This is a genomic window from Aquimarina sp. EL_43 (assembly GCF_943422735.1).
In the GTDB taxonomy this organism is placed as follows: Bacteria; Bacteroidota; Bacteroidia; order Flavobacteriales; family Flavobacteriaceae; genus Aquimarina; species Aquimarina megaterium.
In genome coordinates this window covers 2,801,240-2,822,871 of sequence record NZ_CALSBR010000001.1, presented here as the reverse complement: position 1 = coordinate 2,822,871, position 21,632 = coordinate 2,801,240, and the positions used below count along the sequence as shown (strand labels likewise).

Sequence of the window (21,632 nt, the reverse complement as noted above, 5' to 3'; positions counted from 1 at the left end):
TTTAAGAGTCGTATCTCGTTTTTTTAAACCAGTAATTATGAAGATTTTGAAGGATCAAATATACTGAATCTTATAAAAAATCATTCAAATAATAATCATTTATTAACATCTATTTTATAAAAACTAAACCAATAAAAAAAAGTGCCTCTTAATGAAAAAAATAAAATCAATACTATCATCTACCTTTCATCATTATTATGCTAAAGAAATAGAACGAAAAAAGAAGACATCACAGTTTTAGCTTATATTTTTTTTGTTCTAACCAGCCCGTAAAAACGACTACTAATAAAGAAAAGATAAAAGATATAAACAGCCCTAAGCCTGAAGAGTTCAAAATATCAGGAAATTTAATATCGGTAATGGCATACATTGGATACAAAAGATAAGGGATCATATAACATGTTAATGTTGCTGTACCTGCCGGAGCAATTATCTTTGCCCAACTAGTTTGTTTTTTCACATCTGTAATGTAATACAATATTGCAAACATAAGAAAACCTATTCCTGTGCAGATAGCTAACCAAGATGGTGTTCCTTGTATTTTAGAAATACCCCAATATGGTCTGGTTGCTATTCCATAAATAATATGTAGTACCCCTAATCCTATTAAACTTATATATCGCCATTTTATATTGGTTCCTGATAGCTTTTTAAATATTAATGTTGCAACAATACCTGCTGTAGTAAATGCAGGAATAGTACCTGTATATAATGTAGAGAACAAAGTAATACTATCATTTTCGAAAATTAGCTTATCGGTCTGATTCAATATAGAAAGTAGATTAAAAACCACCCATAAAACAACTATTATCACAATATTCCTTTTACTATATAGGTAAATTAACCCGTTTATAGCATAGGCCCAACCAATAAGCCCCAAAATACCCCACCATTGTATTTTCATCCAATTTTCTCCTTGAGGACCTCCATTGTATATAACTGCCAAAAAAATAAGTATAATAATTCCTAAGGCCTGAAAATAGATATGCCATTTTTTTTGAATTGGGCTTTTTTTCCAATTCATCCAAATTAATAGTACTGCCAAGGCCATAAGTAAACCCCAAAAATATTTTCCAACAAGAATGCTTTCATGGTGAGCTGTTTCATAGTTTACCATAAAAAAACCAATTAACAGCAATGAAAAAGATCTTATAATTATATGCTTTGCTATTGAAGTCTTACTTTCTTTTTTAGCAAGTCTATTTTCGATTGCATAAGGAATACTAAGGCCAACAATAAATAAAAACAACGGAAAAATAATATCAGAAAATCCCATATAATCTTCACTAGCAGTCGCATGTTGAAGCCACTTAGGAATATCTGTAAGTGTCCAGAAGTCATTTACCCAGATCATTAAAACCATTGTTAAAGCTCTAAAAATATCTATTGATGCAATTCTCATATTTAAAAATCTGCATTAATTGTTTTTTGCAAGACCTCCCAATGTGCATCTGTCATCCTATTTGGTGTAAATAAACAAATGCCAGTGGCTCCATTTTGAATAGATTCAATAATTGCAGCTTCTAATTCTTCGGGTAATAATCCATGATTTTCGGGATCTGCTTCATTTGCCTTATTTTTAGGTTTCGGACAAATGAATAAACCACTATAAACAGGTTTCTTATTATTAACAGCAGTTACTTCTTCTTTTGTTAGTTCGCCAATCCATTTTGTATCTTCTAGATAGAAATCATTATAATTCATAGGGAAAAATGCATCCAAATTCCATTTATCCCATTCTTGTCTTACTAGTTTTTTTGCAATAGAATTTGGCCCTGGAAACACTGCTGCATTAATCACTTTATTTTTACCATGCACTACATCTGCTAATTTATTCACCGTTTTAGTTATCAAATCATAACGAAATTGTTTCCATTCTTCGACTTGTGAAGGATCTTCAGCATCTTTAATATCTATGCCTGATAACGTTTTAAAATCATGAACACATTTATCACAGTAACAATAATCAAATTGAGGATATTCTTTATCCATTACCAGGTTATATTTTTCCCATAACCCTTTTGCCAAAATCACATCTGGAAACCGTATATAATCTAGATGAATTCCATCTACTTCTTCTACATCAGCAACACTACTGTATAGGCTATTAAGAAAATCATACACTTCATCTTTATTAGGGCACAAAAACTGATAGTGCGAAACATATGCTGGTTTATCATATGCAGATTCACCATTTCGATTAATAGCGTACCATTCTGGTTTTAATTTTGGATTAGAGTTTTGTATCATGGTCGGTATCCATGCATGAAACTCCATCCCCGTTTGCTTAACAATTTTACCGACTCTTTTATAGGTTAAAGGGTCATGACCTGCAGAATACATTAAACCATCTATTCCTTTATTTTTTAATTCCTGAAATTGTTTTTTTAATTCTTCATCTGATGCATTTTCGGGTAGATGCGCCCATGCATAAACAGGTATTTTGTTTTTAGTAATTACATTTTTTTCAGTTTCAGCTTTATTTTTACAAGCAATTAACACAAAAACAATCGAAAGAATAGAAAATAGCTTTTTCATAAGAACGTTTAAAAAAAATTAGAACCATAGGTAAAGAAAAAAAACAGAGTTTAAAATTTTTTTCTACAAAACACATCATTTCATAGAAGTACAACCTATTTTGTAATCTATTATACCATTTTAATAACATTAAAATGAGATATTGAAACAATTTAACCTTGGTTCATAGGGTTCTAAAAAAGGACAGGTGTATATCGAAAAATTGATTTTCGGTATACACCTGTTTTATTTTTAAAATAAACTCTTTTCTAATTAATAGCTTTTACTACTTCTTTTTTAGCCTCTTTTTTAGTTCCATCAAATCCTTCTACTCCACCAACAGTTGTATATTTCATCACATACTTTTTATCTGGAAAGATTCTTTGATAAGCACTCTGACACATAATGGCTGCTTCATGAAAACCAGAAAGAATTAGTTTTAGTTTTCCTTTATATGTATTTACATCGCCAATAGCGTAAATTCCCGGGATATTAGTTTGGTAATCGTATGAATTATCTACTTTGATCGCATTTTTTTCGATCTCTAATCCCCAATCTCCTATTGGTCCTAATTTTGGAGATAATCCAAATAACGGGATGAAATAATCTGTATCTAAAATAATTTCACCTTTTGTTTTATGTTTTATACCAACCGCTGTAATGTGATCATCACCTTTCAATTCTTTTACTTCAGCTTCAGTAATCAGGTTTACTTTTCCTAATTTAGAAAGTTCTGCTACTCTTTCTACCGAATCTAAAGCTCCACGAAATTCGTTTCGTCTATGCACTAGAGTTACTTCACTGGCAACATCTGCCAAGAAAATCGACCAATCTAAAGCGGAGTCTCCTCCTCCTGCAATTACAACTCGTTTATCTCTATATACTTCTGGATCACGTATGATATACGCTACTCCTTTATCTTCGAAATCTGCAATATTTGGGATCGGTGGTTTACGAGGCTCGAAAGAACCTAATCCTCCTGCAATTGCAACTACTGGTGCATTATGTTGCGTTCCTTTATTGGTAGTTACCAAAAAAGTATCATCTTCTAATTTCTCGATAGTTTCTGCTCTTTCTCCTAGAGTAAACCCGGGTTTAAAAGGTTTTATTTGCTCCATTAGGTTATCTACCAATTCTCCTGCAAGTATTTCTGGAAAACCAGGAATATCATATATTGGTTTTTTGGGATATATTTCTGAGCATTGCCCACCTGGTTGTGGTAAGGCATCAATAAGATGCGTCTTTAACTTCAGTAATCCTGCTTCAAAAACAGTAAATAGTCCTGTTGGTCCCGCTCCGATTATTAAAATATCAGTCTTAATCATTTTTCAACTTCTTTTTTTCCTATTAATCCTTTAGTAAATTCGTTTAGTGTCTCCACTTTTTCTTCAAAATTACCTTTTATTGTTTTTCTGTACTCGTTTAAATTTTTAACTAAATCATCAATATTTTCAGGTATCGCTTCCTCAAAAAACTGACGTAATCGTTTGGCTGTAGTCGGTGATTTCCCATTAGTAGAGATTGCCACTTTTACATTGCCTTTGGTTACAATCGCGCCCATATAAAAATCACAATACGGCGGATTGTCTGCTACATTAACCAGTATACTTCGTTTCCTGCAATCTTTATACACCTGCATATTAACTTTAGGAACATCTGTGGTAGCAATCACAATATGTTTTCCTTTGAGAAAACGTTTGTGATATTTTTTATGTATCATTTCCACTCCAAACTTATTCGCTAATGCTATTGTACCTTCTCTAAACATTGATGATACTATAGTCACCTTAGCATCTGGGCTGGATTTTAATAAGAACGTAAGTTTTTCTTCTGCTACATTTCCTCCTCCTACGATAAGGGTTTCAAGGTTTGCAGCTTTTAAAAAAACTGGATATAAATTGTTTCTTTCTTTCATCTTTAAGCTAGTCCAAAACTATTAAGATACAATTTCTTCTCGAACTTCATTATAAATCGAAGCTAGTCGAACTCGTTGGGTTACCACTTCCCCTATTATAATAATTGCTGGTGAGGATAATTCTTTTTCTAAAACTACTTCCTCAATATTCTCTATTGTACTGTATCCAAACTTCTCTTTTTCTGTGGTTCCGTTTTGGATAATAGCTACTGGAATGTCTTGCTTATTTTCGGCAGCAAAGATACTAACTATTTCATTCAACTTACTCATTCCCATCAAAATTACCACAGTTGCATTTGATTTTGCTGCCAGGCATATATCCTGTGATAATTTGTGGGATTTTGTGGTTCCTGTAATCACCCAAAAACTTTCTGAGGATCCTCTTTTTGTTAATGGGATTCCCTGGTATGCTGGAACAGCTAAAGATGATGATATCCCCGGAACCATATTGGTCTCTACATCAAACTGTTGTACGTAATCAATCTCTTCTGCTCCACGTCCAAAAATAAAAGGATCTCCTCCTTTTAATCGCACTACATGCCCATGGCTTTTGGCTCTACTTACTATTAATTCATTAATCTGTTCTTGTTGATATGCATAGCATCCTTTTCTTTTACCAACAAATATCTTCTCTGCTTTAGATGCATAACCCAATAAGGTTTCATTAATGAGTGCATCATATAACACCACATCTGCAGACTCTAAAGCTTTAATTGCTTTTAGAGTGATCAAATCAGGATCTCCCGGACCTGCTCCTACTACTGTTAATTTTGGTGTTTTATTATTCATTATTTTCTTTATGCATTTTCTACTTCAACAGCTCTGAATTCCTGCACTTTTTGCAAAAATTGCTCTGCATTTTTAATATAATCTACTGCAAAATCTCTGGTAGGTGCATTTTTTTGAAGTTGATAAATCAAGTCGGCAAATGTTCCTTCTAATTGTACTTTTCCGCTTGCGACAAATTCTTCATCAAACTGATTTATAATTTTGGCATGCGTATTCGTTTTTTTATTTTCGGCTAACAACAATGCTTTTGCTGAGTTTACTAATGAGCTGTATGCGTGATACACAGCATCAGAGTATATCTCATTTTCAAAAGATATTTTTGCATTTTCTATTTTCTCTTCACTTTCTAAGAATAAGGTAGCTATTAAATCTATAACTACTCCCGCACATTCTCCCACACCAATTGCCTTCACATAATTCTCTTCTGTTCCCCAATCGATAAAATCTTCTTGGGTAAGATTATCTACATTGGATAAATCGGTAAGAAAGTCATAGAAATACTTTTCACCTTGATCGGTATAGTACTCTATAAAAGTTTTTCCATTTGCATTTGCTTCAAAATCATTAAGAATTCTGCGTAATGCTTCTGGTCCTCTTCTACTAGGTATTTTTACTACTTTATCTGCAAAACGACCATTACCACCTCCTAAGTTTCCTCCTCCTAATAGTACTTGTAATGCGGGTGCAACTAATTTATCCTTAGTTCGTACTGACATTCCTTGAAAACCAATATTTGCCATATTATGTTGCCCGCACGCGTTCATACATCCGCTAATTTTGATCACTAAATCTTCTTTTTCAAGATATTGAGGATATTCTGTCTTGATTATACGTTCTAGTTCCTCGGCAATACCTGTACTACTGGCAATTCCTAAGTTACAGGTATCTGTTCCTGGACAAGCTGTTATATCTACTGCTTTGTTATATCCTGATTCTACAAATCCTAATTTCTCTAATTCTTGATAAAAGAACGGTACTGCATCTTCTTTTACAAAAGGAATCAAAATATTCTGACGCAATGATAATCTTATCTCTCCGGCTGCATATTTCTCTACTAAATCTGCCAGCAATCTGGCTTTATCTGTATAAAAATCACCCAATAGTACTTTAATACCTATAGCTACGTATCCTTCTTGCTTTTGAGCAATTACATTGGTAGATTTCCACAGGTCGAAAACTTTTTGGTTTTTGATCTGTACTTGAGGTATTTCGGTTTCAACCGGAGTTGATGTTTTATATGATTCTGCATCGATCACAACAGTTTTTTGAGCTATTGCATTTTGCTCTGCTTCTATTAATTCTTTGAATGCTTCAAGACCTATGTCTTTAAGTAAAAACTTCATTCTTGCCTTGGCTCTACTTTTACGTTCCCCATGACGATCAAAAATTCTCAATACCCCTTCCATTAAAGGAATGATCTTTTCTGAAGGCAAGAAACTGTATAATTCATCTGCATGTCTTGGTTGTGATCCCAATCCACCGGCTAACATTACTTTAAATCCTCGAACTCCATTTTCAATTTTAGCAATAAAGCCCAAATCATGCATATAGGATAGCCCGGTATCTTCTTCGGTTCCTGAAAAAGAGACTTTAAATTTACGCCCCATTTCCTGGCAGATAGGGTTTCTTAAAAAGAAGCGAAATAATGCATCTGCATAAGGTGATACATCAAAAGGTTCTTTTGGATCAATTCCGGCAGTTTCTGATGCGGTTACATTACGAACTGTATTACCACAAGCTTCTCTTAACGTTACATCATCTTTTTCTAACTCTGCCCATAGCTCAGGAGTCCTATTTAAATCTACATAATGAATCTGAATATCCTGGCGTGTCGTAATATGTAGTCTTCCTCTAGAATACTCATCAGAAACTTCGCAAATACGTCTTAGTTGATTACTCAACACTTTACCATAGGGTAACTTAATACGAATCATCTGCACTCCTTCCTGGCGTTGGCCATATACACCACGCGCCAAACGAAGGCTACGAAATTTCTCTTCATCAATCTTACCCTTATGGAATTGCTCAATTTTATTAGCTAATTCTATAACGTCTTTTTGAACAATTGGGTTTTCTATTTCGGTTCTAAAACTTTGCATCTTTTTTCGTATTTCTGCCTTTAAAAAAGGTCATAGTTATGACTTTTGTATGATGGTTTTATTATTCTAAATTTCTTGTTTTCTTCCTATAAAGAATGGCTTATATTTATTCTATAAAACCAACTCCTGAAGTTGTATTGGTTTGTGAATCTATTAATATAAATGATCCTGAAGCTTTATTCTTACTATAAGAATCAATTGCTAAAGGTTTGCTCAACTGTATCTGAACTTTTCCTATTTCGTTTAAACTCAAAGCATTTTTTGAAGTATTATCTCCAGAAAAATCGGTTGCTATGGTTCCGTTTATACTCTTCACTTTTGCTAGAATTCTATTGCTTCCGCTTTGTATAAAGTAATTCGTTCCTGGATTTAGATCTTTACCGTCCATCCAGCATACTGTTGCGGTCAATTGTTTTTCTACCCGAGGCTTCTCTGATGATTTTACAATCATATCTCCTCGACTTACATTTACATCATCTTCTAAGGTAATAGTACAAGAACTTCCTCTACCTGCGGTATCAAATTTCTGATCAAAGAAGTAAATTTCTTTTACTTTTGATGTAGTTAATGAAGGTAAAATTGTTACCTCATCTCCAACAGAAAGGTCGCCTCCGTATAATTTACCTGCATATCCTCTAAAGTCATGAAACTCATCTTTTTTAGGACGAATTACGGTTTGAATTGGAAAACGTACCTGAGCTTTTTCATACACATCCTGTGCATCTAATTTCTCTAAGTGTTCTAGTAAAGTTTGCCCGGTATACCATGGGGTATTCTCAGATTTATCTACCACATTATCGCCCTGCAATGCACTTACCGGGATGAACGTTATATTCTGTTCTTTGTAATCACTTTTTTCGATCAATGTTTCAAAATCGGCTTTAATAGCTTCATATTTTTCCTGAGAAAAATCTACCAAATCCATTTTATTAACTGCTACAATCACATCTTTAACTCTTAACAGATTATTGATAAAAAAGTGACGATAGGTTTGTTCTATTACACCTTTACGAGCATCTACCAAAATGATAGAGGCTTGTGATGTCGATGCTCCTGTAACCATATTTCTGGTATATTCAATATGTCCGGGGGTATCTGCTATAATATAACTTTTGGTTTTTGTAGAAAAGTAGATATGAGCAACATCAATAGTAATCCCTTGTTCACGTTCGGCTACCAATCCATCTGTAGCCAACGAAAAATCTAAATAATCAAAACCATTGGCTTTACTTCTGGTTTCAATTGCTTCTAATTTATCTGTTGTTAATGATTTTGTATCATATAGAATACGACCGATCAAGGTACTTTTACCATCATCTACACTTCCTGCTGTTGCTATTTTTAATACATCCATCTTATTTTGGTTGATGGTTAATAGTTTTTTGTTGAAGGTCTTTTTTTATGACTCATAAAAGATTCCTTACCAATACTATCACCAATTATTTTGATCCTTAATTTATATTTTCACTAATCATTAGAAAACTAATAACCAGCAACTAATTTTAGAAATATCCTTGTTGTTTTCGTTTTTCCATCGCAGCTTCAGATCGTTTATCATCGATACGAGCTCCTCGTTCTGAAATTGTAGATTCTCTGATTTCTGATACTACTTTATCTATAGTAATTGCATCAGAAAGGACTGCTGCGGTACATGACATATCACCAACAGTTCTAAAACGCACCATTCTTTCTTCTACCACTTCATCATCTTCTCTATACACAACATCATCTTCGGCAGACCAAATCATCCCATCTCTCACAAATGTTTTACGGGTATGAGCAAAATATATCGACGGAATTTCGATTCCTTCTTTTTGGATATAACTCCATACATCTAATTCTGTCCAGTTACTAATTGGAAACACTCTTACATTTTGGCCTAAATCAATTTTTCCGTTAAGGTGATCAAACAATTCAGGGCGTTGATTTTTCTCATCCCATTGACCAAAATCATCTCTAACAGAGAATATACGTTCTTTGGCTCTGGCTTTTTCTTCATCTCTACGAGCTCCACCAATAGCTGCATCAAACTTAAATTCTTCCAGAGCATCCAAAAGTGTGGTAGTTTGTAAGCTGTTACGGCTAGCATATTTTCCTTTTTCTTCTACAACCTTGCCTTGATCGATAGAATCCTGAACATTGCGAACAATAAGTTCTACGCCTAATTCTTTAACTAATCGATCTCTAAATTCTATAGTTTCGGGAAAATTATGTCCCGTATCAATATGCAATAAAGGGAAAGGGATTTTTCCTGGATAAAATGCTTTCTGAGCCAATCGTACTAAAGTAATAGAGTCTTTTCCTCCAGAAAAAAGCAATACTGGTTTTTCAAACTGTGCTACTACTTCTCTAAAAATATAAATTGCTTCACTCTCCAAAGGATTTACCTTAAGAACAGATGCTCCAGCCAGATTACCTGCTGTCCCTTCTAATTGTTCTATTTTCTTTTCTAGTATTTCCATTCTTATCTTTTTCGTAATTTATTAGTTAGTATGTAATCCACACTCTCTATTTTCCAACACTTTAGTTGGATCAAAATATTTAAATTCGTTAGGTAATTTATGTTCTTCTAAATACACATCTAACTCTTCATCACTGTAATAGTAAAATGGGCTTACTTTTAAAACTCCATCTTTACCCATACTTGCAATATCCAAGGAATCTCTAAGTGTCGTTTGTCCTTTCCTTAGGTTTGTAAACCAAACATCGGGAGCAAAATCAGACATTGCCCTTCTAAATGGTTCTAATTTTACTTGTTCTGTAAAAATTTTGTGTTTGGGATCATCAATATCCGGAATCCCCATAGTTACATCTCTATGCGCTGTGGTCTGCTTAGGTACATATAATTTAATATTCAGTCCTAGCATATCAATAACCTCTTCGGCATGTCTATATGTGTTTGGAGTATTGTACCCAGAGTCACACCATATTACCGGAATGTCTGATAATGCTTTTGAGCAAACACTAAGAATTGCAACCTCATATGGCCTAAAATTAGTAGTTACAACCGGAGTTTTCGCATTTAAAACTGCCCATTGTGCAATTTCTAAAGGTGTTTTGTCCTTTAGAGATTTATTTAAATTTTCTATTTCTTTTTCTGTTAAACTCATAGCCTACTATACTTGTTTTTCTACTATAGCAATTATTTTCCCCATTTAATACGATTCCAAATTCTTTCGTGAAAAAAATACAGAATCATTTTTGTCACAAAATCAATAGATGCAATCGAAGTAGCAAGAGCAATCTCCCCCGTTAACACATAAGACACTATTAATGTATCTAATGTACCCACGACTCTCCAGCTTACTGCTTTTGCGATACTACGTATTGGTTTCTCAGAGGTTTTATCGTCCTGATACGTTGTTTTCTGCGTAGCCACTTTATCTAATATCATTTGATCTAAAATCATTTTTTTCTAAAAACTCTATTACCCTATCGGAATAGTAGATTATTAAACAAATGTATATATAATATTTTGTTTATAGCACAAAAATCTCAAAAGTTCTTGTAGAAAATCATAAGAATTATGATATCTTCAACAAAAACCCTAGTAACTTAGTAGATTATTAAATCAATCCCAGAATCGTTAGATAATTTATTGAAGAACATCCTATTAAACTTTTATTAATTATCCTTAAAAATCACATAAAAAGAGATTTTGTCTAGAAAAAATGACAATATGTGAATTTCTAACTCGTTGATAAAAGTAATATTAACCCAAAATACATAATCGAAATGAAAAGATTTGCAATGCTTTTATGTTTAGCAAGTACCTTACTATTTGTTTCTTGTAACAACGATGATGATTCTCCAATTGAAATTGATCAATCCTTAATCCCTGGTGAGTGGAATCTTTCGGATGTCAAATCTGAAAATGGAAAAGTTACTGCTACCATTGAAAACATACCTGTGAGTGGTAGTTATTCTATATCGGGTAAAGATTATACTGCAGAAGCAACTTTTACAGAAGTTTCTGATGCCGATAAACCCAATACTTTTATTAGCTCTGGAGGGTTTACATTAGTGGCAAAAATAACTATCCCTACACAATCTATTGATTATGAAGAATCAATTCCAGATTTTATTGGAGCTGGGGAGTGGAAAATAGATGGGACCAAATTAATTACTACTGTTGCCGAAAAAGACGCGTCTTTTGATATTATTGCATTAACAGCACAAACCATGAGTATAAAAAAAGACATCAAAGAAACAGTCGAACAACAAGGAATTACTTTTGAAGTTACCGGAAGTCAAATTTTTACTCTGACAAAAAAATAAGGCGATAAGCCTCTAAATTCTTTGAATAAAAAAACCGAGAAATTTCTCAGTTTTTTTATTTGCTTATTTTCCAAAAAACCTGTTTTTATAATCAAAAATACATATTCCCCTGTTTACGGGGGTCTATATCCTATATTGAAATTTTAAGTTTGAGAAACTAAATTATAGAATTGTTCATTTAACCAATAACACCCTGATTTAAAGGTGCAATTCTATTCATTCTTAAAACAAATTACATTATGAAAAAAATTTTAAACTTAGGAGGAGTTACCTTATTAAGTAAAAACGTTCAAAGTCAAATTTTAGGTTCGCGCAGCGGGACTCCTTGTTATCAAAACGGAAATCAGTGCTGCAGAGAAACAGGTAATGGAAGTCTCTGTGATGTAGGGCAATGTCTACCTAATGGATATTGTGTGTATTCTTAAAACAAATTATATCATGAAAAAAATTTTAAATTTAAAAGGAGTTTCCTTATTAAGTAAAACCGAACAAAGTTCAATCTCTGGTTCGGGAGGAAGAGGTTTTGGTTGTTATCAAAATGGATATCAATGCTGTACCTGGAGAGGTGGAGTACGTTTATTTTGTGATGCAGGTACATGCATGTCAAACGGGCGTTGTCATTTTATATAACCGTAAAAATTAATTAATTTTCATCAAAAAAATGCTCTGAAAAATTGATCTTCAGAGCATTTTTCATTTTATATCAATACTATAAGAAGTTTTATAGCTTCTATATTTTTTCTAATGCTTGTTCTATATCCGATATAACATCATCAATATGCTCTAATCCCACAGAACAACGCACCATTCCATCTGTAATCCCTACAACAAGCTTGTCTTCATCGGCTAGTTTACTATGTGTTGTTGAAGCAGGATGTGTAATTATGGTTCTAGTATCACCAAGGTTAGCAGACAGAGAGCACATTTGTACACTATTAAAAAAAGTTTTACCTCCTTGTACACCTCCTTTTACTTCAAAAGCAACAACATTACCTCCCATTTTCATTTGCTTTTTGGCAACTTCATATTGTGGGTGAGATTTCAAAAATGGATATTTCACCCAGTTTATTTTAGGGTGCGATTCTAAAAACTCTGCTAATTTTAGTGCATTCTCACAGTGACGGTCTACCCGAACTGCCAAGGTTTCTAAACTTTTAGACAATACCCAAGCATTAAAAGGCGATAGTGATGGTCCTGTATTACGCGAAAAGAGGTAAATTTCTCTTATTAGTTCTTTTTTACCAACAGTCACTCCTCCCAGAACCCTTCCCTGGCCATCAATTAGCTTAGTTGCAGAATGAATTACCAAATCTGCACCAAACTTAATTGGGTTTTGCAAATATGGAGTCGCAAAACAATTATCAATAACCAAAAGCAGGTTGTGTTTTTTTGCTATCGAACCCAACAATTCTAAATCTAAAACATCTACTCCCGGGTTTGTTGGAGATTCCGCATATATAATTTTTGTATTGGGTTGGACCAAACTTTCTACTTTATCCACCTCATCTACTCTAAAATAACTGGTTTCGATATTCCACTTTGGTAAATATTTAGTAAATAAAGTATGAGTAGAACCAAATACAGATCGAGCCGAAACAATATGATCGCCAGCATCTAATAACGCAGCAAATGTAGAAAACACTGCTGCCATACCCGTTGCAAATGCATACCCGTCTTCTGCTCCTTCTAATTTACAAATCTTATCTACAAATTCTGTTGTATTAGGATTACTAAAACGGCTATATAGATTTCGTTCTTTCTCTTCTGCAAAAGAGGCTCTCATCTCTTCGGCATCTTCAAAAACAAAGCCCGAGGTTAAATACATTGGTGTAGAATGCTCTAAAAACTGTGTTTTATCAGTTTGAGTTCTTACCGCTTGTGTTTCAAAATTTAAACTTTTAAGGCTCATACTTCTTTATTATTAACTACCACCTTGTACTCTATTGTAGCTGTGGGTTCTAATGTTTTGGATACCGAACAATATTTCTCAAATGACAATTCTGCCGCTCTCAGTGCTTTTTCTGGAGTAATATCCCCTTCAAGATAAACGGTTACTGTAATTTTTTTAAATGGTTTTGCTCCATCAATTTCTTCACGAGCACCATATACTTCTGCTCTATAGTCTGTAATTTCCTGTCGTTGTTTCTTCAGAATAGAAATTATATCAATTGCACTACATCCTGCTACCCCCATCAATACGTATTCCATTGGGCTTGGCGCCTGGTCGTGTCCTCCAACTTTGGCTGTACTATCTATATAGGTTACATGTCCTCTTTCATTTTTTAATTCGAAATGATAATCGTTGTCTATTCTTTTTAGTTGTATTTTCATTGTATATTGTTTTGGGCGTTCCCCTAATCAATCAGGGGTCGGGCTTTCAGCTATATCTTTTATAATCTATCAAAATCCCTTGATTCTATTTTAGGGTGACAGGATTATAAAAGGATGTCGCCTCAATCCCTAACGCAATTATAATTTCATCCTTTTTCTGCTAATCGTAAGACATCTCCAAACACTCCTCTTGCTGTTACGGCTGCTCCAGCACCAGCTCCCTGAATTACGATAGGTTGATCGCCGTATGATTCTGTATAAATCTCGAATATAGAGTCGGAACCTTTTACTTGTCCTAACGCACTACTTTGAGGTACAGAAACTAATTTAACATCCAAATTTCCTTTCTCTTGTGACAAATCACCCCAAAGATCACCAATATATCGCAATACATGATCAGGTTTTTGCTCTTCTTTAACTTTTTTATAAACAACATCCAACTCTTTTAGCCTTCCTAAAAACTCTTTTGCTTCTCCAGCCCTTAATTCTTCAGGAATTAAATTATGAATATTAATATCTTCAAATTCATTACTTAAATCTAATTCTCTTGCTAGAATTAACAATTTTCGGCCTACATCATTACCACAGAGATCTTCTCTCGGATCAGGCTCAGTAAACCCTTTATCAATTGCCTCTTGCAACACCTCACTAAACGGTCGTTCTTCTATAGAAAAAGTATTAAATAAATAACTTAGTGACCCAGAAAAAACACCTTTAATTCGAGTTATATTTTCTCCTGACAAATGCAGTAACTTAATAGTATCAATCAATGGTAATCCAGCTCCTACGTTAGTTTCATACAGGTATTTTTTTTGATTTTCTTCTAGTTTAGCTCTTAATTTCTTATAAAAATTAAAACTTAATGTATTGGCTACTTTGTTAGAGGAAACTAAATCAAAACCATGTTCTACCAAATTGATATAGTTTTCTGTAAACCCCTGACTGGCTGTATTATCAATAGCTATCAGGTTTTCTAAATGATGATCATCTGCAAATCGAATCACATTTTCGACCGTATATGAAATTCCTTTTTCATCGATAGCATTTTTCCAGTTTTGCGTTACCCCGTTTTTATCTAAAAGTACTTTTCTAGAATTTGCTACTGCAAAAATATTAAGGTTAATTTTTTTTCGTTTTTCTATCTGTTCTGAAGATTTTAAGATTTGATCTATCAACGTACCTCCTACTAATCCATGACCAAATATGGCTATGTTGATTTTTTTAGAAATTTCGAAAATCTCACCATGAATCACATTTAGGGCACGATGCAATTGTTCTTTTCGCACTACCAAACTCACATTCTTTCCTGTAACTGTATTATTAAACAATAATGGAATTACCTGATTCTTAATCAATGCATTGTATGGCTTATGAAATGTGCTTAGATCCTGGCCAATAATAGAAATCACAGAGACATCTTTTTCTATTGAAATCCCACTAACATCACGTTTATAAAAATCTGATTCGAATTCTTGTTCTAATATAGATTTAGCTTCTTTTGCTTTATCAGCCTCAACAACAAAACCTATCCCACGCTCTGATGAACCTTGCGAAATAATACTAACACTAATATTTTTATGGGCTAGTGCTTTAAATATTCTTGCATCTACTCCTACTTTCCCTAAGAGTCCTCTTCCTTCGAGATTGATTAGAGCTACATTCTCTAAAACCGAAAGAGATTTGATTCCCTTTTCACTCGCTTCTGATGTAATTAAAGTTCCTTTATTTTTATGATCAAAAGTATTCAAAATCCTAAGCGGGATATTCTTTTCAATTAAGGGGATTATAGTTTTTGCATGTAAAATATTAGCTCCAAAATATGCTAATTCATTAGCTTCTGTAAATGATAGTTTTTCAATTTTTATGGCATCGGGCACTAAGTCTGGGTTTGCCGTATAGATCCCGTTTACATGAGTAAAACTCTGTAACTCCTCTGCTTCTAGATAGTTCGCTAATAATGATGCTGTATAATTACTTCCGTTTCTTCCTAAAGTAGTCGTTTCATTTTTGGTATTAGAGGCTATAAAACCTGTGACTATATTTACCGTAGTACCATTATACGTTTGAAAATGATTAATTACATTTTCTTTGGATAACTTATCGAGAGGCTGTGCATCTCCAAATTGGGCATCTGTTATGATCAAAGTTCTACTATCGGTAAAATTAGCTTTGATGTTTTTTTCTTTAAGAATTTGCGTTACCAATTTGGCCGAAACAACTTCGCCTTGTGATAGTACTTGATCTTTTACCCGCTTACTATAGTCTCCTAAAAGCGAAACTCCTTCAAAAAGCTTGTCTAATGTTTCGAATTCCTGAGTAAAATCGGCATTATTAAAATCTGCAATTTGATACTTTTTAAGCGCTTCTAGCTGCGATTGATATTTTTTTCCTTTAACGGCTTTTTCAAGAATGTCTTCAAGCTCATCGGTTGTATTACCACGAGCAGAAAGGACAACGGTAATCTTTTCACCATTTTTAACCTTATCTTCAATTATATCTATCACTGCATGAATTCCTTTTCCGTTAGCAAGTGATTTTCCTCCAAATTTTAAAACTTTCATTTTTTCTTTTTCTTTAAAACACATCTTTCAATAATGCATTCAATTGTTCAAATTCTATTAAAAAGGCATCATGACCATGAACCGAGTTAATTATTTTGTGAGTAACATTTTGTTTTACTCTTTTCAGCTTTTTAAATGTAACTCTGTCTTCTTCCGCTGTAAAAAATATATCAGAATCTACACTGATGACATGAATATTGGATTGGATTGATGCGACTACTTCATCAAAATCTCCTCGCCCTTTGGTTATATCGATATTTGCCAGGATATGATTTAGTTCTTTGTATGCAGAAAGTGCAAATCTACCGTCTAGTTTTTCTCCATGATACAATAGCCAGCTTTCTATGTTATACATGTCTTTTTCATCATTATAAGTACGATTAAATTTTTGCTTAAATGATTCTGGGGATCTATAGATTAACATAGCATGTAATCTGGCATCACGAACGGGGTTTTTAGAATTTAATAAAATCTGTTCTTGTACCAAACAATTAGCCTTTAACCAATCTGTAGATTTCCAATCTGTAGCTACTGGAATTAAATGGGTAATTAAACTAGGATTAAGAGCTGCTAATTCCCATGCAATACCACCACCAACAGATCCTCCGATTACGGCATGTAGTTTATCAATTTTCAATAGTTTTAGCCCTTCAGAAAATATAACAGCAATATCTCGTGCATTAAATATTTTATACTCTTCGATTAAGTTTTCTTCTTTTCCATCATATCCATTTCCAGGAATATTAAAAGACAGAACAGTATATCTATTGGTATCTATACACTTATCTTTCCCTATCAAGCCGTTCCACCAACCATGCTCTCCACATACAGCAGAATTGCCGGTAAGAGCATGGTTAACTAAAACAATTGGTGCCGTATAGAGAGGTTTCCCAAATACTTCGTATGTGAGATGAATCTGATCTATAGATTTTCCCTTTATCGTAGTGTAGTTTAAGATGTCTAATTCTTGAAGCATTATTTATAATTTCTTTGAGGTTATTTTGATACCCCGCATTATTATAAATCCTTATAAAAAGGATACCTATTTTTGGATCTTTTAAATTTTAACTTTTACTTTACTAAAAGCCTCTTTTAAATCTTCTTTTAGATCCTCAATATCTTCGAGTCCAACTGATAACCGTATCAAATCCTGAGTTACCCCAGTAGATTCTTGCTGTGCAGAGTCTAGTTGCTGGTGCGTGGTACTAGCAGGATGTATGATTAAAGACTTAGAATCTCCTATATTTGCCAGTAAAGAGAATATTTTTGTTTCATCTGCTACCGTTTTAGCCGAATCAAAACCACCTTTTACTCCAAAAGTGATGATCCCACTTTGCCCTTTTGGCAAGTATTCTTTAGCCAGTTCATAGTATGTGTCATTTTTGAGTCCCGGATACTTTACCCAACTTACCTCTTCTTGTTCTTCTAACCACTTAGCAAGCTGCAATGCACTTTCGCTATGTTTTTTTATTCTGATTTCTAAGGTTTCTAAACCTTGCAAAATCTGAAACGCATTAAATGGGCTTAGTGCTGCACCATGATCTCGCAATCCTTCTATTCTTGCTTTTGCAATAAATGCTGCAGGTCCTAATGCATCGTGATATACTAATCCGTGGTATCCCGGAGAAGGCTCTGTAAACTCAGGAAACTTACCACTAGACCAATCAAAAGTCCCTGCATCGATAATCGCTCCTCCAAGTGATGTCCCATTACCGCTAATATATTTTGTAAGGGAATGAATTACGATATTAGCCCCATACTCAATAGGGTTAAGTAATGCTGGTGTAGCAACTGTATTATCAACTATTAAAGGCACTTTATAGGTTTTGGCTTCAGACGAAATTGCTTTTAAGTCTAATACATCTAGCTTTGGGTTTCCTAATGATTCTACAAAAAATGCACGTGTATTCTCTTGTACAGCATCTTTAAAATTATTTGGGTCTGAAGGATCAACAAAAGTTGTTGTAATGCCAAATCTAGGTAATGTAACATTTAACAAGTTGTAGGTCCCGCCATACAAACTACTCGATGCCACTATATGATCACCAGTTTTTAGTAAGGTTAACAAAGTTGTATTGATTGCTGCTGTCCCCGATGATGTTACTACTGCTGCAATACCTCCTTCTAATGCTGCAAGGCGTTGTTCTAGGATATCATTTGTTGGATTATTTAATCTCGTATAAATAAATCCTGTTTCGGACAAGTTAAATAGATTGGCTGCATGATCAGAATTATTAAAAACATATGATGTTGTTTGATAAATTGGTACAGCTCTTGTCCCACCATTGGCAGATACATCATGACCCGCATGCAAAGCTCCTGTTGCAAATTTTTGTGTACTCATAATTTTCTATTTTAAATTTTAAATAAAATTCAAATACATCAAACACTCATTTATAGTGTATGTAAATAGAAAATTAAAAAGAAAGGAAAGACAATTACAGAAATGATAATTGTATCGAGTTATCTTCTCCCGCTTAATCGGGATAGAATTTAGCACCTTCTTTAATAAATCAAAGGGTTGCTAAGGTTTCACAGGGTCTATTCCCTCCACCTTTCTTAATAACTTACTAATATGTATAAGAAACTTCGGGGACAAATCTAGTAATTATTTTTTAATCAAATCATTTTTCCTTCGAAAATTATTTGATTAAAATTGACCTCCTAAAAATAATCTTCATTAAAGAAAATTAATGATACGTTAAATGCTTTTAAGTATTATCATTTTTTTTACCTTTGCCAAAATATTTTCGGGGAAAGATTTGACTGATTGCAACCCAAATACTGAAATATTTTTTTTTACAGTATAAAAAATGCTAAAGCAGTTCGATTAAGATGTTCTGTCGAAAGCTTCATATTGCAATTACGTCTAAGTATTTTCTCATAAAACAATAAAGAATGGCATATTTATTTACTTCAGAAAGTGTATCTGAAGGACACCCGGATAAAGTAGCAGATCAGATAAGTGATGCATTATTAGATAACTTTTTAGCTTTTGATGCTGACTCTAAAGTAGCCTGCGAAACGCTTGTAACTACCGGTCAGGTAGTACTCGCCGGAGAAGTAAAATCAAAGACATATCTCGATGTACAACATATAGCAAGAGATGTAATCAATACAATTGGCTACACCAAAGGCGCATACCAATTTAGTGGTGATTCTTGTGGAGTAATCTCTCTTATTCATGAACAATCGCAAGATATAAATCAAGGGGTTGATCGTGAGAATAAAGAAGAGCAAGGTGCTGGTGACCAAGGAATGATGTTTGGATATGCAACCAAAGAAACTGCTAATTACATGCCTTTGGCTCTTGATATTTCTCATAAAATATTAATTGAATTGGCCAAACTAAGGCGTGAAGGTATAGAGATTCCTTATTTACGTCCTGATTCTAAAAGCCAGGTAACTATCGAATATAACGATGACAATGTACCTCAACGTATTGTTGCTATTGTCGTATCTACACAGCATGATGATTTTGATAGCAATGATGATGTAATGCTAAGTAAAATAAAAAATGATATCATTTCTATTTTAATGCCTAGAGTAATTGCTCAATTACCTAGTTATATTCAACAATTATTTAATGATCAGATCACATATCACATTAACCCAACCGGAAAATTTGTGATTGGTGGTCCTCATGGAGATACCGGTCTTACTGGAAGAAAAATTATAGTCGACACCTATGGTGGTAAAGGTGCTCACGGTGGAGGTGCTTTTTCGGGTAAAGATCCAAGTAAAGTAGATCGTTCTGCTGCATATGCATCAAGACATATTGCCAAAAATCTTGTAGCTGCAGGAGTAGCGAATGAAGTATTGGTACAGGTATCTTATGCAATTGGTGTTGTTGAACCTACTTCTATTTTTGTAGATACTTATGGAAGTAGCTCTCTTGGATTAACCGATGGTGAAATTGCAGAAACAGTAGGTAAAATCTTTGATATGCGTCCAGCTGCTATCGAGAAACGTCTTAAATTACGTAATCCTATCTACCAGGAAACAGCTGCCTATGGTCATATGGGTAAAGAACCGCAAATGATTACTAAGGTTTTTGAAAGTCCTTATTCTGGCAAAATTGAAAAGGAAGTAGAGCTATTTACCTGGGAGAAACTTGACTATGTAGAAGCTGTTAAAAAAGCTTTTAATATCTAGTTTTTATCTGGTTTTATAGTTATTCATCGAAAAATTAGGTGAAGCCCTGAAAAAATGAGGTTTTACCGTATTATGAAATCAAGTATTATCATTACATTTATCCCGTTAATATAATGAGGTACATAAACATATCAATTTTGGAGGGAAAATAATTTCGATATGTTTTTTAAAAATTTTAGTGTACCGCTATTAATTAATACATTTAAATTTAGGGAAATGAAATTAAAATTTGCATTACATATCGCTTTTCTATTAGTGTTTGGTATGTCTTTTGGCCAGGATTTTGAAAATGATTTGACTTCAGTAAAGTCTATTGATAATCAAATTCAGGAAGAGCAATATAGTACTGATGAAATTGCTATGACAGATCGTTTGGTAATACATGCTCCTATAAAAATGAAGGATCAGGATTTTTATAGTAAAAAAGAGTGGCGAAAAATCAAAAAACAACTCAAAAAAAATAAAAGAAGAGCTTCTAATGCAAAACATAGTATCTACGCTTCAAAGGTTATGGATACTATATATATAGATATTCCGGCATATAATATAGGTAGTGGTCAATCTCGTTTATCGGGCTGGTAGACTTACATAATTATCTAAAATATGTTAAAAGAAAATAACTTATTTCACTTTAATTAATTTAATAGTTATTTCTTTTTTGTCTAACATTTGACGTTTTTCACCATTTTGTGAAATAAAAAACAGGCTGATTTTCTTGAAAAAAGCATTATTTTCAAGAAAATCAGTTTTTTTATTCGATATTCCAAAATAGCTTTCACCCCTTATTATCACTTGATTAACTCGACATTTTATGTTTTTTACAAGAAAAAAATAAAATAAAATTTTCGGTTAATATTTAGAAAAAAATACGAGTAACCACAGTGCTTCTCAGTGCTTTTTAGGGGAAAAATCCCTGTACTATATTGCGGTTTTTCCGTAGTCAAAATTGAACTAGTATAGCTATCTTAGTAACTGAAGATCAGATAT

General features: G+C 33.5%; 19 protein-coding genes and 1 riboswitch. Of the genes, 4 read left to right on the top strand and 15 right to left on the bottom strand.

The features are described 5' to 3' along the window. Window positions 1-229: 229 nt before the first annotated feature. The 10 genes from NNL09_RS11950 to NNL09_RS11905 form a co-directional block, all read right to left on the bottom strand. Complete coding sequence (locus tag NNL09_RS11950) at window positions 230-1,402, bottom strand: heparan-alpha-glucosaminide N-acetyltransferase domain-containing protein (protein ID WP_196910778.1); 1,173 nt, start codon at window positions 1,400-1,402, stop codon at window positions 230-232. Window positions 1,403-1,404: 2 nt separating this feature from the next. Continuing rightward, window positions 1,405-2,538: a hypothetical protein gene (locus NNL09_RS11945; RefSeq protein WP_196910777.1), complete on the bottom strand. Its 1,134-nt coding sequence runs from the start codon at window positions 2,536-2,538 to the stop codon at window positions 1,405-1,407. Window positions 2,539-2,786: 248 nt separating this feature from the next. Beyond that, window positions 2,787-3,842, bottom strand: coding sequence for an NAD(P)/FAD-dependent oxidoreductase (locus tag NNL09_RS11940; protein WP_025665113.1), 1,056 nt, complete (start codon window positions 3,840-3,842; stop codon window positions 2,787-2,789). Further along, window positions 3,839-4,432, bottom strand: coding sequence for a bifunctional precorrin-2 dehydrogenase/sirohydrochlorin ferrochelatase (locus NNL09_RS11935; RefSeq protein WP_025665114.1), 594 nt, complete (start codon window positions 4,430-4,432; stop codon window positions 3,839-3,841). Before NNL09_RS11935 ends, NNL09_RS11940 begins: the two co-directional genes overlap by 4 nt. A gap of 21 nt (window positions 4,433-4,453) precedes the next feature. After that, window positions 4,454-5,221, bottom strand: a complete 768-nt coding sequence (gene cobA, locus NNL09_RS11930; protein ID WP_025665115.1) for a uroporphyrinogen-III C-methyltransferase — start codon at window positions 5,219-5,221, stop codon at window positions 4,454-4,456. A gap of 8 nt (window positions 5,222-5,229) precedes the next feature. Continuing rightward, entirely contained in the window at window positions 5,230-7,320 is a 2,091-nt protein-coding gene (locus tag NNL09_RS11925; RefSeq protein ID WP_025665116.1) for a HEPN domain-containing protein, read from the bottom strand. 106 nt (window positions 7,321-7,426) lie between these two features. Further along, on the bottom strand, window positions 7,427-8,674 hold the full coding sequence (locus tag NNL09_RS11920; RefSeq protein ID WP_025665117.1) for a sulfate adenylyltransferase subunit 1: 1,248 nt from the start codon (window positions 8,672-8,674) through the stop codon (window positions 7,427-7,429). A 148-nt stretch (window positions 8,675-8,822) separates the two neighbouring features. Then, complete coding sequence (gene cysD / locus NNL09_RS11915; protein ID WP_025665118.1) at window positions 8,823-9,782, bottom strand: sulfate adenylyltransferase subunit CysD; 960 nt, start codon at window positions 9,780-9,782, stop codon at window positions 8,823-8,825. Between the two features lie 21 nt (window positions 9,783-9,803). Further along, window positions 9,804-10,430, bottom strand: coding sequence for a phosphoadenosine phosphosulfate reductase family protein (locus NNL09_RS11910; protein WP_196910776.1), 627 nt, complete (start codon window positions 10,428-10,430; stop codon window positions 9,804-9,806). Window positions 10,431-10,462: 32 nt separating this feature from the next. Beyond that, window positions 10,463-10,729, bottom strand: a complete 267-nt coding sequence (locus NNL09_RS11905; RefSeq protein WP_025665120.1) for a DUF2061 domain-containing protein — start codon at window positions 10,727-10,729, stop codon at window positions 10,463-10,465. Between the two features lie 326 nt (window positions 10,730-11,055). Here NNL09_RS11905 and NNL09_RS11900 point away from each other — a divergent pair, with 326 nt between their 5' ends. Both NNL09_RS11900 and NNL09_RS11895 read left to right on the top strand, forming a co-directional pair. Continuing rightward, window positions 11,056-11,598, top strand: coding sequence for a lipocalin family protein (locus NNL09_RS11900; protein ID WP_196910775.1), 543 nt, complete (start codon window positions 11,056-11,058; stop codon window positions 11,596-11,598). A gap of 438 nt (window positions 11,599-12,036) precedes the next feature. Continuing rightward, window positions 12,037-12,228, top strand: coding sequence for a hypothetical protein (locus NNL09_RS11895; protein WP_025665122.1), 192 nt, complete (start codon window positions 12,037-12,039; stop codon window positions 12,226-12,228). A 100-nt stretch (window positions 12,229-12,328) separates the two neighbouring features. Here the strand turns inward: NNL09_RS11895 and NNL09_RS11890 are convergent, their stop codons facing one another. The 5 genes from NNL09_RS11890 to NNL09_RS11870 all read right to left on the bottom strand — a co-directional run bounded on the left by NNL09_RS11890 (window position 12,329) and on the right by NNL09_RS11870 (window position 18,834). Then, entirely contained in the window at window positions 12,329-13,507 is a 1,179-nt protein-coding gene (locus tag NNL09_RS11890; protein ID WP_196910774.1) for a PLP-dependent aspartate aminotransferase family protein, read from the bottom strand. After that, the gene (locus tag NNL09_RS11885) at window positions 13,504-13,929 is read right to left on the bottom strand and encodes an OsmC family protein (protein ID WP_025665124.1); all 426 of its coding nucleotides are present in this window, start codon (window positions 13,927-13,929) and stop codon (window positions 13,504-13,506) included. The genes NNL09_RS11890 and NNL09_RS11885 overlap by 4 nt, the downstream gene beginning before the upstream one ends. Window positions 13,930-14,075: 146 nt before the next feature. Further along, window positions 14,076-16,490 carry a bifunctional aspartate kinase/homoserine dehydrogenase I gene (thrA, locus tag NNL09_RS11880; protein WP_196910773.1) on the bottom strand — a complete coding sequence of 805 codons (2,415 nt, stop codon included), beginning with the start codon at window positions 16,488-16,490 and terminating at the stop codon, window positions 14,076-14,078. Between the two features lie 13 nt (window positions 16,491-16,503). Continuing rightward, the gene (locus tag NNL09_RS11875; protein ID WP_196910772.1) at window positions 16,504-17,466 is read right to left on the bottom strand and encodes an alpha/beta fold hydrolase; all 963 of its coding nucleotides are present in this window, start codon (window positions 17,464-17,466) and stop codon (window positions 16,504-16,506) included. Between the two features lie 81 nt (window positions 17,467-17,547). Then, window positions 17,548-18,834 carry an O-acetylhomoserine aminocarboxypropyltransferase/cysteine synthase family protein gene (locus tag NNL09_RS11870; protein WP_196910771.1) on the bottom strand — a complete coding sequence of 429 codons (1,287 nt, stop codon included), beginning with the start codon at window positions 18,832-18,834 and terminating at the stop codon, window positions 17,548-17,550. 116 nt (window positions 18,835-18,950) lie between these two features. Next, window positions 18,951-19,059, bottom strand: a riboswitch (SAM riboswitch). Between the two features lie 329 nt (window positions 19,060-19,388). Here NNL09_RS11870 and metK point away from each other — a divergent pair. Next, on the top strand, window positions 19,389-20,645 hold the full coding sequence (metK, locus tag NNL09_RS11865; protein ID WP_196910770.1) for a methionine adenosyltransferase: 1,257 nt from the start codon (window positions 19,389-19,391) through the stop codon (window positions 20,643-20,645). Window positions 20,646-20,861: 216 nt separating this feature from the next. Further along, window positions 20,862-21,227 carry a hypothetical protein gene (locus NNL09_RS11860; protein ID WP_152538292.1) on the top strand — a complete coding sequence of 122 codons (366 nt, stop codon included), beginning with the start codon at window positions 20,862-20,864 and terminating at the stop codon, window positions 21,225-21,227. The last annotated feature ends 405 nt before the right edge of the window (window positions 21,228-21,632 follow it).

Coding starts and splice junctions, on each gene's coding strand:
- NNL09_RS11950 (WP_196910778.1), bottom strand. CDS start 1,402: ATGAGAATTGCATCAATAGATATTTTTAGAGCTTTAACAATGGTTTTA.
- NNL09_RS11945 (WP_196910777.1), bottom strand. CDS start 2,538: ATGAAAAAGCTATTTTCTATTCTTTCGATTGTTTTTGTGTTAATTGCT.
- NNL09_RS11940 (WP_025665113.1), bottom strand. CDS start 3,842: ATGATTAAGACTGATATTTTAATAATCGGAGCGGGACCAACAGGACTA.
- NNL09_RS11935 (WP_025665114.1), bottom strand. CDS start 4,432: ATGAAAGAAAGAAACAATTTATATCCAGTTTTTTTAAAAGCTGCAAAC.
- cobA (WP_025665115.1), bottom strand. CDS start 5,221: ATGAATAATAAAACACCAAAATTAACAGTAGTAGGAGCAGGTCCGGGA.
- NNL09_RS11925 (WP_025665116.1), bottom strand. CDS start 7,320: ATGCAAAGTTTTAGAACCGAAATAGAAAACCCAATTGTTCAAAAAGAC.
- NNL09_RS11920 (WP_025665117.1), bottom strand. CDS start 8,674: ATGGATGTATTAAAAATAGCAACAGCAGGAAGTGTAGATGATGGTAAA.
- cysD (WP_025665118.1), bottom strand. CDS start 9,782: ATGGAAATACTAGAAAAGAAAATAGAACAATTAGAAGGGACAGCAGGT.
- NNL09_RS11910 (WP_196910776.1), bottom strand. CDS start 10,430: ATGAGTTTAACAGAAAAAGAAATAGAAAATTTAAATAAATCTCTAAAG.
- NNL09_RS11905 (WP_025665120.1), bottom strand. CDS start 10,729: ATGATTTTAGATCAAATGATATTAGATAAAGTGGCTACGCAGAAAACA.
- NNL09_RS11900 (WP_196910775.1), top strand. CDS start 11,056: ATGAAAAGATTTGCAATGCTTTTATGTTTAGCAAGTACCTTACTATTT.
- NNL09_RS11895 (WP_025665122.1), top strand. CDS start 12,037: ATGAAAAAAATTTTAAATTTAAAAGGAGTTTCCTTATTAAGTAAAACC.
- NNL09_RS11890 (WP_196910774.1), bottom strand. CDS start 13,507: ATGAGCCTTAAAAGTTTAAATTTTGAAACACAAGCGGTAAGAACTCAA.
- NNL09_RS11885 (WP_025665124.1), bottom strand. CDS start 13,929: ATGAAAATACAACTAAAAAGAATAGACAACGATTATCATTTCGAATTA.
- thrA (WP_196910773.1), bottom strand. CDS start 16,490: ATGAAAGTTTTAAAATTTGGAGGAAAATCACTTGCTAACGGAAAAGGA.
- NNL09_RS11875 (WP_196910772.1), bottom strand. CDS start 17,466: ATGCTTCAAGAATTAGACATCTTAAACTACACTACGATAAAGGGAAAA.
- NNL09_RS11870 (WP_196910771.1), bottom strand. CDS start 18,834: ATGAGTACACAAAAATTTGCAACAGGAGCTTTGCATGCGGGTCATGAT.
- metK (WP_196910770.1), top strand. CDS start 19,389: ATGGCATATTTATTTACTTCAGAAAGTGTATCTGAAGGACACCCGGAT.
- NNL09_RS11860 (WP_152538292.1), top strand. CDS start 20,862: ATGAAATTAAAATTTGCATTACATATCGCTTTTCTATTAGTGTTTGGT.